The sequence below is a fragment of the Staphylococcus sp. HMSC070D05 genome (assembly GCF_001815595.1).
Lineage (GTDB): Bacteria > Bacillota > Bacilli > Staphylococcales > Staphylococcaceae > Staphylococcus > Staphylococcus hominis.
This window is the reverse complement of the sequence record NZ_KV821102.1, coordinates 70,759-85,978: the sequence shown is the minus strand read 5'-3', so window position 1 is coordinate 85,978 and position 15,220 is coordinate 70,759. Positions and strand designations below refer to the sequence as shown.

Below are 15,220 nucleotides of genomic sequence, written 5' to 3'. Positions count from 1 at the left end.
CCTTTCTTTCTATATTTTGGCATGAAAAAACAGTTACGCAATGGTAACCTTTATCATTCGTAACTGTTTCATTATATAATAATTTCTTAAACTTTTGTGCGAAAAAATATGTCGCTGAGATTTAGTTATTGTCTTTTATATTCGTTGTACGTGCTACAAGTTGATGACGTGCATTAAAGAATTGACCATAACTTAAATACGTTGCAATCAATGCAGACATAATCGTTGCAGTAGTATGAATAAACACAACAAGTAATTGGAATTTAATGGCTTGTAATGGTGCCATACCTCCAATAATTAATCCTGTCATCATACCCGGAATAGACACTAACCCATATGTTTTTACAGAATCAATTGTTGGAACAATCGCCAAACGAATACTTTCACGAATCGCCTCTTTAGATGCAAGCTTTGGCGTTGCCGCTAATGTTAACTTAGATTCAATATCATCTACATCTCGAACGAAAGCACGATCTAAATTTTGATATGCCAAATTAATAGCAATTAAACCATTATTTGCAAGCATACCACCAATAGGAATGACATCATTTGCTTTAAAATCGATGGCGCCAGCAAGCACTGTACATGCTAATGGAATTGCTGTTGATATAAATATAGAAACAAAAGAAATCCAAAACACATGATGCATAACAGGCGATGCACGATTAATTGTATTCCAAGAAGCGTTAATAATAATGACTAATACTGCAATCAATAATATCCATACTTGATCAATTTTAAAAATATATTCTAATATCAATCCTAAAATTAATAATTGAACCACCGCTCTAATCGAAGCGACGACTAAATCTTTGATAATATGTAAGCCTTCTTTATATGAAATAATAATAGGAATTAATAATAATAATGCTGTTAAACAAAGCGCTGTATTACTCATTATGACTTAACACCTCCTCATTTGTAATCTGACCGTCTTTGATAGTAATTCTTCTTTGGAAATTTCTCATACTTTGATCATTACTATGAGTAATCCATAATATAGCGACGCCTTCATCTGCTAATTTAAAGATAATATCTTCAATTTTTTCTTTATTCTGCGTATCAAGTGCACTCGTTGATTCATCTAGGAGTAATATCTCTGGTTGATACATTAACTGGCGTGCAATAGCAATACGTTGACGTTCTCCGCCAGACATATGTTCTACTTTTGAATCTAGACTATAATTTGATAAGCCGACTTTATTAAGTAAATCATTCGCCTTATCTTCATCAAATTGATCATGATGTGTTAATGCTGGGAATGCCATATTGTCTCCTACTGTCGTTCCAAATAATTCACTTTGTTGCATCATGTAACTAATTTTAGAACGTAATTCTTCAGGACTATACTCATCATAGGGTTTTCCTTTAAATAATAATTCTCCTTCAGTCGGACTAATTAAATTGTTAAGTTGCTTTAAGAATGTACTTTTTCCGCTTCCAGAAGGACCAACCACTGCAACGGTTTCACCTTGATCTAATTTAAAATTAATATTATTGAGTATCGTTCGTTGATCTGCTTTGTAGGTCAGATGTTTTACTTCTAATAACACAAACGTTTCCTCCTTATCTTTACTCTTTAATGGGATGAAATATTCTTTTTTATCATAACAAAAAAAGAAGCAAAGTAATGAAATTCAATGTTACTATTTTTTGAATTTCATTTACTCTACCTCTTATCTTTAACTCCAAATGATACTCATCATAATCGCTATAAAAGAAACAAAGTTATTTATCATATGTAGGGTAATCGTCATCGCTAAATTTCGACCACTTAAGTGATATGCCACAACAAATCCTGTAGCCATAATTAAATAAGGGCCAACTTCAAATGGTGATGATGCACTTGTCATATGTAATCCTGCAAATCCGAGCACTGACACGACATACATCACACCATACGTTAATTTTTTACCTAATTCATGAATTAACAAATGTCTAAATAATAATTCTTCTACAACAGGTGTAATAATCACAATATCTAAAAATAAAACAGGCCAAAGCCAATTGATTTCAAACATTTTAATAATCATTTTGTTATTTTCTGTATCATCAAACTGATATTGTTTCGGTAAAAATTCTACTAAATAACCATATGCCCCTTGCAACACATAAAGGGCCACCATCACAATAATAATGAGTGGAATATGTTTTTTTAAAGCTTTAAAACGTGAGATGGCAATAGGAATAATGGTTTTGCGATGCATTAAATAAAAGACTATTAATACAAGACATTGACCAATTAACGTAAAGACTTGTGCATAACCTAAATAATATTTTGTAAACTCACTTTCCGATATATGACCGCCTGTGATGCCTGAAATCAATCCCATCACAATAAATGTAAGAATCAATGGAAAAACAATATTCATGACTAAGTATGTAGGTATTAGCCAAAAATCACGTTTAACAATACGTTTTGAATCAAATTCATTTCTTATCGGTCGTTGTTCTGAGGTTTGGTAGTATGTATCATTATATTCCGAAGTCATATAACTCTCCTATTCTTTCTATTTAAACAAGCTTATCAATCATTGTAATAATAAATATAATGAGTTGTACAGTACTATGATAAAGATAGGAGGCTACTAAATTTTTCCCACTTTTCATATATACCATCACTGCACCTATTGAAATAATCATGTAAGGGATGGCTTCCAATATTGAAATTAAATCATATACTTGGACAATAGTTTCTATTAACACACTAACAATCATCATTACTAAAAGATTAAATGTTTTACCTAATTCATGAATCAATAGATGACGAAATAGTAACTCATCAATTAAGGGGCGCAATAATACTACTGAAATAAAAGTGAATATCAGCGCACTTGGATGAATAAACAATCCTTCTAAACGACGTTGTGCTTGTGTGTCTACGTAACCAAAAGGACGCGGTAATATGTGTGCCAATGCATTAAAACCATAATATAACATCACACTAACCATTACGATGATGATGATAAATTTCAAATAATGATGAATCGCAATACGATATTGTCGTCGTACAACACTCGCAATATAAAATTTGTGTAATGTAAAAAATAATCCTAACACAATAAATTGGGCAATCACAAAACTTAAACTTAGCATCACATTATATAAATAAGATGGCGGTGGTTGTTGGGTAACCATAGCCGTCACACCTAATACGCCAAAAACAATAATAATAGGCGTTAAAATTTGGAAAAAGATAAATAAAGGAATGAGTAGAAAATCCTTTTTTATTATTTTAGGACTACTCCATCGATTTTTTGATACCACTTGTGTGATCACATCTTTTTCTTTTTTCATATATCACCTCAACTATCTACGCATATAGTACTTTATCATTTAAACACATTATTGTCATAAGAGATTCTAACTTTTCCCTTATTTGATATTCAAAGATAAATATTAAATCTATTTATTTATATTTGTAAATAAAATTTTTTGATGTAAGATTTACAGTATAAAGAGAATTGAGGGGGGATGGGCATGACAACTTTACTTACTGTCATGCAATTTATAGTTAATATTCTTATTATTATGGTGTTACTTTCTATATTAATTGTTGGATTATTTCTTTTATTCAAAGATAAAAGACAAGAACAACATAGTGTGTTACGTAACTTTCCTGTATTAGGCAGAGTACGTTACTTTTCAGAGAAAATAGGACCAGAATTACGTCAATATTTATTTGCAAATGATACCGAAGGAAAACCATTTTCAAGAAATCAATATACTGATATCGTTTTAGCAGGTAAATATCATTCAAGAATGACTAGTTTTGGTACAGAAAAAAACTATGAAGAAGGCTTTTATATTCGAAATGCTATGTTTCCATTACAAAAGTCAGAACTTCAAATTGATAACCATTCAATGATTTCAACATTTATTTATTCAATCGATAATGAACGATTGTTTAAGCGTGAAGAGCATCGTGAGAACAAAAACATCGATCCTTATTATTTATCAGATGATCATGCAGTTATTATAGGCGAAAAATTAGCACATCCCTTTAAAGTCAAACGCTTAGTAGGCCAATCTGGTATGAGTTATGGCTCATTAGGTGGTCGCGCAATCACTGCATTATCTCAAGGACTTGCACGTGCTGGCACATGGATGAATACAGGGGAAGGTGGATTATCTGAATATCATCTTAAAGGTGGCTGCGATATCATTTATCAAATTGGACCAGGTTTATTCGGCGTGAGAGATAAAAACGGTGGTTTTAGTGAAGAAGCTTTCTTAAATGTGGCAAACTATAAAGAAGTTAAAGCATTTGAAATTAAGCTTGCACAAGGTGCTAAGACACGTGGTGGTCATATGGAGGGCGATAAAGTGACAGAAGAAATTGCTAAAATTCGTCATATTGAACCCTATAAGACCGTCAACTCGCCTAACCGTTTCGATTTCATTAATAATCCGAAAGAATTATTAGAATTTGTAGCTAAGTTGCAAAAACTCGGTCAGAAACCTGTTGGCTTTAAAATTGTTGTAAGCAGAGTTGATGAAATTGAGGCCCTTGTTCAAGAAATGATTAACCTAGATATTTATCCAAACTTTATTACTGTTGATGGTGGTGAAGGTGGAACTGGCGCAACATTTCAAGAATTACAAGATGGTGTTGGTCTCCCACTTTTTACTGTCCTTCCAATCGTTACTGGTGTTTTAGAACGCTATGATGTACGCAAATATGTGAAGATATTCGCATCTGGAAAACTTATTACACCTGATAAAGTAGCTATTGCACTTGGACTTGGTGCTGATTTGTGTAATATTGCAAGAGGTATGATGATTAGTATTGGTTGCATTATGAGTCAACAATGTCATTTAAATACTTGCCCAGTTGGCGTCGCAACAACTGATCCTAAAAAAGAAAAAGCTTTAATTGTTGAAGAAAAGCAATATCGTGTCACAAACTATGTGACGAGTTTACATGAAGGATTATTTAATGTTGCAGCTGCAGTAGGTGTTAAAAGCCCAAACGAAATTACAGAAGATCATATTGTGATTAAAAGAAAAAATGGACATATTGAAGATATCGCAAGTTATAAATTAAAACTTATTCAATCGTAAACAAAAAAGTGAGATAATCCATCTAAACCAATGGTTGTCTCACTTTTATATTATTCTTCATTCATATTGCTTTTTTTCTTGAATCCAATTTTTTTTAGTTCTTTAACCGTACCATCCATTGTCACTTTTTTATAGTTTTTAGAATAATGCGCTAATGCAAAGTAACGACTAACGTCTTTTAAGTTGGCTTTGTTATAATCAATATCTATGTTTTCAACTATTTTTTGATGCTTACTACTTAATGTATATGTGACGCCCTTTTTCCCTTTTAATGGACGATGGTCTTTAAAAGATTTTTTACCTTCTTGTTTAGACATTCCGAGATCCTCATATTTTAAAGTACTGACAATTGATTGTTTAATCACTTTATTATTTTTATAAGTTAATGTTGTAAGAACATGCTTACCCTCAATATCACCTTCGTATGTTTTTGAACGTGATTGAGTACAAGCCCCTAATATACTCACACTTAACACTAACAACACAAATAATGTTAAAACTTTTTTCATCATACTCATCGACTTCCCCATATTTAATTTTACACAAATTATATCACTTACTAACTATAAATAGGATACATTTAATTTACATAGATATGATAAACTATTTTTCATAAAATTCATTTTATCCATGCTAAAATATACTTAACGACGTTTTTAGGAGGACTCATTGTATGAAAGAATCTATCGAATTACTAAAAACATTAACAGATGTTAATGGTATCGCTGGTTATGAATACCAAGTTAAAGAAAAAATGCGAGAATATTTAACACCGATTAGTGATGAGATTATCGAAGATGGTTTGGGTGGTATCTTTGGTAAAAAGGAAAGTAAAACGGGATCTAAATCATTAATGTTAGCTGGTCATTTAGATGAAATTGGATTCATCGTCACTAAAATTGACAATAATGGGTTTATTAAATTCCAACCTATTGGCGGTTGGTGGAGCCAAGTGATGTTATCTCAAAAAGTAACCATCACTACTGATGATGGTAAAGAAATACGAGGTATTATTGGTTCTAAACCTCCACATGTACTTGAACCAGAAGCACGTAAAAAGTCTATCGATATCAAAGACATGTTTATTGATATTGGTGTTAGAAGTAAAGCAGATGCTGAACAATACGGTATTGAAATCGGAAATATGATTACACCTTATAGTGAGTTTGAACAACTTGCAAATGGTAAATATTTAACTGCCAAAGCATTTGATAATCGATATGGTTGTGCACTTGCTATTGATGTACTTAACAATCTTAAAGATGAATCAATTGGTATTGATTTATATGCAGGTGGTACTGTACAAGAAGAAGTTGGTTTACGTGGCGCTAAAGTCGCAGCAAATAAAATCAATCCCGATTTAGCTATCGCAGTCGACGTTGCGGTCGCATACGATACACCTGGAATGGCACAATACGGTAGTGATACAGCTATTGGTGACGGCCCAGTAATTATTTTAATGGATGCTTCAAATGTGGCACATCAAGGCTTACGTCAACATATTAAAGAAGTGGCTAAAAAACATTATATTACTGTTCAATGGGATACAACACCACGCGGTGGTACAGATGCTGGTAGTATCCATGTTGCTAACGATGGTATTCCAACAATTGCCATTGGTGTGGCATTACGCTATATGCACTCAAATGTATCTGTTCTCCATACAGATGATTATGAAAATTCAGTACGATTAATCACTGAAATTGTACGTTCTTTAAATGACCAAACATATCATCAAATCCAATGGTAATTTGAATATTGAAATATTACATCTACTTATGTTTACATCACATTAACGATTATTAACGTCATAACGATACGAACCCCTAGTCTATTGCCCTAGACTAGGGCTTCTTTATGTATTGGATTATCTGCCGTCTTTTTTATTCTTATATTGTTCAAACCAATAATCAAACAATATATTGAGCCGCCTATTGAATATAGGTGGAATAACGAGTACAAATATTAACGTCATAACTCCACCCCCTTTAAACGTACGACCGTCTAAAGGAAAGACGACAACAATATGATAATATTTTTATAAAATATAGTCATTTATCTAAATACATAAAAAGCAAGAGACAGCTTCACATTGAAGCCATCTCTCACACTTAAACGCTCATATATCCACTATGATCTATTCTACAGAATGTTTCCATTTATCTTCACTTAACATTTCACCAGGCCAAGTGTATGCCATCACACCGCCATCAATACGAATCGTTTCACCTGTAATAAATGAACTATCATCTGATGCTAGGAAAGCAACCAATTTACCTACTTCTTCAGGTTGACCTAAACGACCAAGTGGAGTGACCCATTTCTGATTATCACGGAACGTTCTACCCGCTTCATCTTCAGATGTACCAGCTAAATTATCTACAAGTGGTGTTTCAATGGTACCTGGTGCAATCGCGTTCGCACGAATATTTTCACGTCCATATTCAATCGCAATCGATTTAGTGAAATTAATGACGCCACCTTTAGCGGCATTATAACCAGAACGATACAAGTCTGCCGCTTGTCCTGAGAATGAAGCTGTATTAATGATTGAACCACCATTATCCAACATTAATGGTAATAAGAATTTCGTTACTAAGAACGTTCCTCTCATATCGACAGACATAATTTTATCAAATACTTCAACTGGATATTCATGAATACGTCCTGCCCCATTATCTACACCTGCATTGTTGAAGATAATGTCAATGTGACCATAATCTTGTTTAACTTTCTCAGCAAACTCTTTCACTTGTTGATCTTGAGAGATATCAACTTTATAAGCTGTCGCTTTACCGCCTTCTTGATTTATATCATCTACAGTTTTTTCTAATTCATCTGAAATATCAAGTGCTAAGACATGTGCCCCTTCTTTAGCTAACACTTTTGCTGATGCTTGTCCAATACCTGTACTTGCACCAGTGATGACTGCAATTTTATCTTCTAAACGTTTCATCTTGTCACGCTCCTAGTGAACTTGTTTTCTAATACAACCTTATTGTTCCACTAAACAGTTTAGATTAAACGTTATATTAAAAATGAAATCGTTTTACGATTGAATTCTTTTTTATATTCAAAGAAATACAAATATGCTTCGTATCTTTTTCTATTAATAAAATTCATGTAAAATAAAACTATAATAGAAAGTATTGAAAGACTTAGGAGGGCATGATGGAAGAACGTATAGGATTAATAGATATTGGCTCAAATACGATTAGATTAGTTATCTTTAGTTTTAGCAAAGATGCAGGATTAAATGAATTGCTCAACATTAAAACACCTGCTCGCTTGAGTCAATATTTGACAAAAGAAAATAAAATGAGCCAAGAAGGCATTAAAGTGCTCATTGAAGCATTACGCAGTTTTAAATCTGTATCTGAAAAATTTAAAGTAAAAGCATTACATCCTATCGCAACAGCAGCGATTCGTCAATCTGAGAATAAGGATGACATTGTTAAAAGAGTGAAAGATGAACTTGATATTGAAATTTCAATTATTCCTGAAAAAGACGAAGCATATTATGGTTACTATGCTATTACTCATACCACTGAAATTGAAAATGGCGTATCTGTAGACATCGGTGGCGGTTCAACTGAAGTTACTTTATTTAAGGATAAAGAATTATTTGAATCACATAGTTTTCCTTTCGGAGTAGTCACGTTAAAACATAAATTCTTTGATGGCAAAGACCACAATGATAAAGGCGCGATCAAAGATATGGAGAAATTTTTATCTCAACAATTTAGTACATTGGATTGGCTTAAAGATCAAGAGGTTGCATTAGTCGGTGTCGGTGGTTCTGCACGTAACGTAGCACGTATTCATCAATCTGAACACGCTTATCCTATAAGTGGCGTACACAATTATACAATGTCAGATAAAGATATTGATGAAGTGTACAACATGATACGTAAACGTTCACGTGATGAATTAAATCACCTAGATGGGTTAAGTCGCGATCGTGCAGATATTATTCTTCCAGCGGTGTCAGTATTTAAGACACTTTATAAAAAAATAGATGCTAAACAATTCACATTTTCAAGAAATGGCTTACGTGAAGGCTATATTATTAAACAAATTCGCTCACACTATCCAGATGTATTTGACAAATATAATGTGCGTAAAGAAGCAATTTATTTCTTAGCACATGAGTATCATATCGAAGAACATAGCTCGCAAGGTCGTTTAAAATTAGCACAGTCTTTATTAAAGCAATTAATGGATTTAGGTGATTTAAATATTAATGACACAGAGCAACGTCTATTTGAAGCAGGCGCCTATATTTATTATTTAGGTAGATTTATTGATTCAGATTCAAGTTCTCCACATACGTATTATATTATCGCGAACTCAATGATTAATGGCTATACACATAAAGATCGCGTTAAACTCGCTCTTTTAGCAAGTTTTAAAAATAAATCTTTACTTAAGTTCTATTGTAAAGAAACAGATTGGTTCAGTAATAAGGAAATTGAAACCATTCAAGCGTTAGGTGGCATTATTAAATTTGTGAATGCTTTAAATATTTCACAAACTAGCTTTGTTGAAGACGTGACTTTAAAAGAAACGAAAAAAGGCAATGACGATTATGAACTGACCGTACATTATACTGAAGGCGAACCGATTGCTGAGAAATATCAAGCATTAAGACAGAAAAAACATATTGAAAAGATCCTTAAAGGATCAGTATCCATTGTCTTTACAAAATCTTAAAATTTGTATGCTATATTATAGGTAGATAGTTCTGTCATAGACTATATATTTTTACAAATAGAAAGATTGATAATCGAAAAAATAACGAGGTGTATTTTGAATATGCAAACTCAATTGGGAGACTATGATATTAGCTTGCCGAAGTACTATAATAATCGCGAACTTAGTTGGTTAGATTTCAACTATCGTGTATTACAAGAATCTTATGATAACAACAATCCACTATTAGAAAAATTAAATTTCGTATCTATCTTTAGTTCGAACTTAGATGAATTCTTTATGGTGCGTGTGGCTGGTTTAAAAGACCAAGTAAAAATGGGATTCGATAAACCTGAAAACAAAACACAAATGACACCACAAGAACAAGTAGATGCTATTCAAGAAAAAGCTAAAAAATATGTCAATATGCAATATGAACGCTATAACGAACTTATCGAAGAATTACGCAATTATGATATTGTTATGTGTAAACCAGAAAACTTATCTGACTCTATTTTAAGTAAGTTAGAAAGAGATTTTAAACTCACAATTTTACCAACGTTAACACCACTTGGTATAGATGCATACCACCCTTTCCCAAAACTAAATAATAAAAGTCTAAATATCTTCGTAGATATCGATACAGATGATGCCATTAACTCAGCTATCGTTCAAATTCCATCTCTTATCCCTAGATTCTTAACTTATAATGAAGGCTCAAAACAATATGTAGTCATGGTAGAAGATGTTATTACACACTTCATCCATCACTTATTTACAGGCTATGAAGTATTAAATACCTTTACATTTAGAATTACTAGAAATGCTGATTTAACGATTCATGAAGATGGCGCTGAAGACTTACTTATCGAAATCGAACGTTTCTTAAAAGAACGTAAAAGTGGTTCTGCTGTACGCTTAGAAGTCGACAATCGTACCGCTTCTATCGAAGATTTAGGTTGGCTAACAGAAACGTTAGAAGTAGATGAACAAGACGTTTACTTACTTAACGGACCTTTAGATTTAACATTTATCTTTGGCTTAGTTGATCATCTATCCCATAAGTTAAAATATTTAACATACGATAAATATACACCACAAATTCCACGTTCATTAGGTAACAATAATGTGTATGATCTTGCATTAAAACGTGATGTCTTTTTCCATCATCCATATGAATCATTTGAACCTATCGTCGACTTTATTCGTGAAGCAGCTGAAGATCCTAACACGATTGCGATTAAACAAACGCTTTATCGTGTAAGTAAAGACTCACCAATTATTAAAAGCTTAAAAGAAGCGGCTGAAAATGGTAAACAAGTAACTGTACTTGTAGAATTAAAAGCGCGTTTCGACGAAGAAAATAATGTTCATTGGGCACGTATGTTAGAAGATGCAGGTTGTCACGTTATTTATGGTATGACCCATTTAAAAACACATAGTAAAATTGCTCTAGTCGTTAAACGCATCGGTGGAAAATTAACTTCATTCGTACACTTAGGTACAGGTAACTATAACGATAAAACTGCAAAACTATATACAGATATGGGTGTGATTACGACAGATACATTAATTGCTGAAGATGCCATTAATTTCTTTAACTATTTAAGTGGTTACTCAGTTAAACCTGAATATAATAAATTAATTGTCGCACCCTTCGATATTCGTGACGTCTTTATTGATCGGATTGATAAAGAAATTGCAAGTCATCGTCAACATGGTAACGGTAAAATTATGATGAAAATGAATTCCTTAACTGATAAGGCCATCATTGAAAAATTATTTGAAGCATCTCAAGCGGGTGTTACCATTCAACTCATTATTCGCGGTATCTGTTGCCTAAAACCAGGCATTCCAGGTGTCAGCGAAAATATTGAAGTTGTAAGTATTGTAGGTCGTCTATTAGAACACTCTCGTATTTATTACTTCTACAATAATGGTGACGAACGTATTTATTTATCATCTGCAGACGTCATGACACGTAACATGATTAAACGTGTTGAAATCTTATTCCCTGTAGAAGATAAAGAAATCGGTAAACGTCTTGTAGACTTTATGAATTTACAATTATCTGATAATCAAAAAGGACGTTATCAAGATCAATATGGTGAGTATCATTACGTTCAAAATGATTTATCTCCATTAAGTTCACAAGCTTACTTGATGAAAGAAGCAGTTAAGTATGGTAAAAAGCTAAAAAAGGAGGCAACCCAGCCTTCAGGAATGCCCGTCGTTTCTAAAAGAAGAGCTAGCTGGGTCAATCGTCTTCGAAACACATTAAAAAAATAATGTGACTATAAAATAGCCAAGTCGTGTCATTCATCAGCACGACTTGGCTTTTTAATTTATTTCTCAGGATGGTCATACCAGTGTTTTAAAAATGTATATAACACATCACTATAAGTTTGAAGTTCTTGTGCCTGTATCTTTTCATCTACACTATGAGCTTCTTCTAAACTACCTGGACCATATAAAATTGTTGGAATATCAAAATGAGCAGTCCAACCTCCATCTGTCACTGTGGTACTCATACCATGTTTCATTTCACTGTGATGAACGTGATAATGTGCATCTTGTAATTGTTTAAAGCCTGGATGTTCTAATGGAATCGTAAAACTTGGGAAAATTTCTCCTTTATCTTCTATCATTGATTCACCGCCCCATTCGAACTGTAACGGGTTCTCTCTCAACCAAATGTCTGCATCTGCAACACGATTTAAATACGCTTCTATCTCTTTTGTAACGTCTTCATAACTTTCATTCGGTAAATAATGAACCGTAATCCATAAACGACATTCATCAGCAATAAAAGCAGGATGGCGTCCCCCTTCAATCACTGCTGGATTAATCGTATTCGCACCGGATGGCATACCAGGACTATGTTTCATCACTGCCCAGTGCTGTTCAAGTTCATTCAGTGCTTGAATGATTTTGGTCATTTTTTCAATTGCACTCGCACCAAATAAACCTCCACCTGCATGAATCGTTTGACTACGTGCGCCATCATGAATGGTATTCTTACTTTTAACCGTAATCCATCCTGTAATGACCCCGCCTTGTCCAAGTGCCATATTTTCACTTGTATCTAACACTAATGCCAAATCTGCTTGAGGACCGATTTCACATGCACGTTTCGTCCCCGCTTCACCCACTTCTTCTCCTACTACAGATTGCACGACAATATCTCCTTTAGGTCGTCGTCCTTCTTGATGTAGTTTTTCAAGCACATAAAACAGCGAGGCCATACCGCCTTTCATATCACTCACACCACGACCATATAGCCATCCCTCTTTTTCAGTCAGTTGAAACGGTGGGTATTGCCAATTAGAATCATCGTCCACATTCGCCACATCTACATGACCATTGAGAATTAATTTAGGTGCATCCTCATCTTCCCCTTTTAATGTTGCGACGATAACACTATCATTTTCATATAAATGTTCACGTTGAATATCAAAATTTAGTGTTTTTAATAATTGTTCAATGTCATCTTGTAAAGGATCCGTATTACGTCCAGGAGGACTCTCCGTATTATATTTAACTAATACATCTAACAATTCAAATAAACGTTGTTCCATCACTTTATCACCCTTTTAAGTTATATGATCTTTCAATATAAGTGTAACATTTCAACACTAATATTGAAGGGTAAAAAGGAGCGTTTCCTACCATAGGCAAGAAACGCTCTTATTCTCATTAGATTTAAACTGGACGAATGACGACTTCATTAACGTTTACATGTGCAGGTTGCGTCACTGCATAGATCACCGCATCCGCTATATTCTCAGGATCTAATTTCTTTCTATCACCAAAGTCAGATCCTTCTGTCATAGGTGTATCTACCATTCCTGGTAAAATACTGGTTGATTTAATACCCGTTCGCGCAAGCTCTTTTTCTAAAGCTTCTACAATACGTAATACAGCAGATTTCGTTGCACTGTATAATGCACTCGTCTTATTAACTTCAAAGCCTGAAATCGATGCCATATTGACAATATGACCACTAGATTGTTCTTCAAAATAAGGGAGTACGGCATTCAGACCATATAACAATCCTTTAATATTCGTATCAACCATTTTATCCCAATCGTCTACTTTGTAATCTGTAATTTTAGACGATAAGTTAATGCCTGCACAATTGACAAAGATATCAACTTTTCCAAATTTAGCAATCGTATTTTCTACAAGAGCATCAACATCATCACGATACATCACATTGGTTGGCGTAATAAGGTAGTCTCCTTCATTCAAATGTTCTGCAACACGTTGTAACTTCTCATCATTACGACCAGCTAGCACAACTTTAGCACCTTCTTCAGCAAGTCGTTTGGTCGTTGCTTCACCAATTCCACTACTCGCACCTGTAATTATCGCAACTGTATCTGTTAATTTAGCCATATTCATCATCCTTTATTGTTGTTTATTCATCCATTTCCATAATTCTTTATACATAAACGTCATTATCAATTTAAAATCTCAATTATAGATTGTAATTTAAACTTAAACGTAATAAAGTAAAGATATATATGACTATAAATAAAGGGGAATAGATATGTCTGTGATTTCGAAAGATTTTAGTCCATTAGTTCAAGCATTACGTCAAAAAGTAGGTCGCACAAGTTTTTCATTTCGTTTCGAAGATTTATTTACTAAAGAAGAGTGGTTAAACATGAGTGTCAAAGAACGCACACGCCAAGAAAGAGAATTTATTGCACGAATAGATCACATTCCAAATATTCGAATGCCTTTTGCTAGTGAAGATGGCTATAAGTTCAAATTGTATAATCAAGAGTACCAATATAATGAAGTGAAGAAGAACTTTAAATCTTTATAATAAAAATACCCGCATCAAGGGAAGTGAGATGCGGGTTTTAACACATTATCTAAAAATGATTGGGGGTATATTTAGGATATGCCCTCGACTGCTCACCAACGAGGGCATGATAAGATACGTTCTTGAATGGTATAGGAGGTCATTCAATTTTGTATTTTAATTTGTAACTAGTGTTTTACGTTCGAGACCATAGAAATATAGACGTTCAGCGTCTAAATAAGACATTGAATCAATTGTCATATATCCATCTTTTATATCACTAATTAATCCTTGGTTTACGCCTGTTTTTAAATAAATATCGTAGCTGCCTTCTTCAGAAAAAATAACGCCTTCTATTACTTTTCTCAATTAGTATCACTCCAATTACTTATTCCTTACAATTCTTATCATACACGCTTTTTTATATTTTAAAAGGGGTATGTGATACTTTTCACAAATAGTTCAATAATTTGAAAATTCGTTTGTTCATTTTTTCACATGTAAGTTGAATTTAAATGATAAGTGTGCTAAGTAATTACAGACAATAGTGTCTATTTCATAAATAACTACTTTAAAAAATCAATATTGTACATTGTCTATTCCTTTAAAGTTGCCATAAATCTCTCAATAAAACATTTAATAAATAAGTGA

General features: G+C 33.3%; 14 protein-coding genes. 5 read left to right on the top strand and 9 right to left on the bottom strand.

What is annotated here, in order from left to right:
- Nucleotides 1-121: 121 nt before the first annotated feature.
- From fetB to lnsB, 4 genes are all read right to left on the bottom strand, one after another.
- The gene (gene fetB / locus HMPREF3046_RS03845) at nt 122-898 is read right to left on the bottom strand and encodes an ABC transporter permease (protein WP_070508411.1); all 777 of its coding nucleotides are present in this window, start codon (nt 896-898) and stop codon (nt 122-124) included.
- A complete protein-coding gene (locus tag HMPREF3046_RS03840) occupies nt 891-1,553 on the bottom strand; it encodes an ABC transporter ATP-binding protein (RefSeq protein ID WP_070716588.1) in 663 nt (220 codons plus the stop codon). The genes fetB and HMPREF3046_RS03840 overlap by 8 nt, the downstream gene beginning before the upstream one ends.
- Before the next feature lie 129 nt (nt 1,554-1,682).
- Nucleotides 1,683-2,492: a CPBP family intramembrane glutamic endopeptidase gene (locus HMPREF3046_RS03835; protein ID WP_070716585.1), complete on the bottom strand. Its 810-nt coding sequence runs from the start codon at nt 2,490-2,492 to the stop codon at nt 1,683-1,685.
- Nucleotides 2,493-2,514: 22 nt separating this feature from the next.
- Nucleotides 2,515-3,297, bottom strand: coding sequence for a CPBP family lipoprotein N-acylation protein LnsB (gene lnsB, locus HMPREF3046_RS03830; protein ID WP_070716583.1), 783 nt, complete (start codon nt 3,295-3,297; stop codon nt 2,515-2,517).
- A gap of 183 nt (nt 3,298-3,480) precedes the next feature.
- Between lnsB and HMPREF3046_RS03825 the strand changes: the two genes are divergently transcribed.
- Nucleotides 3,481-5,064, top strand: coding sequence for an FMN-binding glutamate synthase family protein (locus tag HMPREF3046_RS03825; protein WP_070716580.1), 1,584 nt, complete (start codon nt 3,481-3,483; stop codon nt 5,062-5,064).
- A 50-nt stretch (nt 5,065-5,114) separates the two neighbouring features.
- Here HMPREF3046_RS03825 and HMPREF3046_RS03820 read toward each other — a convergent pair whose 3' ends face one another.
- The gene (locus tag HMPREF3046_RS03820; RefSeq protein WP_083316364.1) at nt 5,115-5,576 is read right to left on the bottom strand and encodes a DUF1307 domain-containing protein; all 462 of its coding nucleotides are present in this window, start codon (nt 5,574-5,576) and stop codon (nt 5,115-5,117) included.
- Nucleotides 5,577-5,737: 161 nt separating this feature from the next.
- On the opposite strand from HMPREF3046_RS03820, the gene HMPREF3046_RS03815 reads away from it, so the two are divergent.
- Nucleotides 5,738-6,814, top strand: a complete 1,077-nt coding sequence (locus tag HMPREF3046_RS03815; RefSeq protein WP_070716578.1) for a M42 family metallopeptidase — start codon at nt 5,738-5,740, stop codon at nt 6,812-6,814.
- 387 nt (nt 6,815-7,201) lie between these two features.
- Here HMPREF3046_RS03815 and HMPREF3046_RS03810 read toward each other — a convergent pair whose 3' ends face one another.
- Complete coding sequence (locus HMPREF3046_RS03810; RefSeq protein WP_070716576.1) at nt 7,202-8,020, bottom strand: SDR family oxidoreductase; 819 nt, start codon at nt 8,018-8,020, stop codon at nt 7,202-7,204.
- 215 nt (nt 8,021-8,235) lie between these two features.
- Here HMPREF3046_RS03810 and ppx point away from each other — a divergent pair, with 215 nt between their 5' ends.
- Both ppx and HMPREF3046_RS03800 read left to right on the top strand, forming a co-directional pair.
- A complete protein-coding gene (gene ppx / locus HMPREF3046_RS03805; protein ID WP_070716574.1) occupies nt 8,236-9,777 on the top strand; it encodes an exopolyphosphatase in 1,542 nt (513 codons plus the stop codon).
- A gap of 102 nt (nt 9,778-9,879) precedes the next feature.
- Complete coding sequence (locus tag HMPREF3046_RS03800; RefSeq protein WP_070716572.1) at nt 9,880-12,045, top strand: RNA degradosome polyphosphate kinase; 2,166 nt, start codon at nt 9,880-9,882, stop codon at nt 12,043-12,045.
- Between the two features lie 56 nt (nt 12,046-12,101).
- Here HMPREF3046_RS03800 and HMPREF3046_RS03795 read toward each other — a convergent pair whose 3' ends face one another.
- On the bottom strand, nt 12,102-13,334 hold the full coding sequence (locus HMPREF3046_RS03795) for an acetylornithine deacetylase (protein ID WP_070716570.1): 1,233 nt from the start codon (nt 13,332-13,334) through the stop codon (nt 12,102-12,104).
- 124 nt (nt 13,335-13,458) lie between these two features.
- Entirely contained in the window at nt 13,459-14,154 is a 696-nt protein-coding gene (locus HMPREF3046_RS03790) for an SDR family oxidoreductase (RefSeq protein WP_070716568.1), read from the bottom strand.
- A 154-nt stretch (nt 14,155-14,308) separates the two neighbouring features.
- On the opposite strand from HMPREF3046_RS03790, the gene HMPREF3046_RS03785 reads away from it, so the two are divergent.
- Entirely contained in the window at nt 14,309-14,590 is a 282-nt protein-coding gene (locus HMPREF3046_RS03785; RefSeq protein ID WP_070716567.1) for a DUF1413 domain-containing protein, read from the top strand.
- A gap of 156 nt (nt 14,591-14,746) precedes the next feature.
- Here the strand turns inward: HMPREF3046_RS03785 and HMPREF3046_RS03780 are convergent, their stop codons facing one another.
- Nucleotides 14,747-14,938, bottom strand: a complete 192-nt coding sequence (locus HMPREF3046_RS03780; RefSeq protein WP_002448449.1) for a hypothetical protein — start codon at nt 14,936-14,938, stop codon at nt 14,747-14,749.
- Nucleotides 14,939-15,220: the final 282 nt, after the last annotated feature.

Excerpts from the sequence above, each read along its gene's own strand:
- HMPREF3046_RS03810 (WP_070716576.1), bottom strand. The coding sequence starts at position 8,020 with ATGAAACGTTTAGAAGATAAAATTGCAGTCATCACTGGTGCAAGTACA.
- HMPREF3046_RS03815 (WP_070716578.1), top strand. The coding sequence starts at position 5,738 with ATGAAAGAATCTATCGAATTACTAAAAACATTAACAGATGTTAATGGT.
- HMPREF3046_RS03825 (WP_070716580.1), top strand. The coding sequence starts at position 3,481 with ATGACAACTTTACTTACTGTCATGCAATTTATAGTTAATATTCTTATT.
- fetB (WP_070508411.1), bottom strand. The coding sequence starts at position 898 with ATGAGTAATACAGCGCTTTGTTTAACAGCATTATTATTATTAATTCCT.
- HMPREF3046_RS03800 (WP_070716572.1), top strand. The coding sequence starts at position 9,880 with ATGCAAACTCAATTGGGAGACTATGATATTAGCTTGCCGAAGTACTAT.
- ppx (WP_070716574.1), top strand. The coding sequence starts at position 8,236 with ATGGAAGAACGTATAGGATTAATAGATATTGGCTCAAATACGATTAGA.
- HMPREF3046_RS03795 (WP_070716570.1), bottom strand. The coding sequence starts at position 13,334 with ATGGAACAACGTTTATTTGAATTGTTAGATGTATTAGTTAAATATAAT.
- HMPREF3046_RS03785 (WP_070716567.1), top strand. The coding sequence starts at position 14,309 with ATGTCTGTGATTTCGAAAGATTTTAGTCCATTAGTTCAAGCATTACGT.
- HMPREF3046_RS03790 (WP_070716568.1), bottom strand. The coding sequence starts at position 14,154 with ATGGCTAAATTAACAGATACAGTTGCGATAATTACAGGTGCGAGTAGT.
- HMPREF3046_RS03835 (WP_070716585.1), bottom strand. The coding sequence starts at position 2,492 with ATGACTTCGGAATATAATGATACATACTACCAAACCTCAGAACAACGA.
- lnsB (WP_070716583.1), bottom strand. The coding sequence starts at position 3,297 with ATGAAAAAAGAAAAAGATGTGATCACACAAGTGGTATCAAAAAATCGA.
- HMPREF3046_RS03820 (WP_083316364.1), bottom strand. The coding sequence starts at position 5,576 with ATGATGAAAAAAGTTTTAACATTATTTGTGTTGTTAGTGTTAAGTGTG.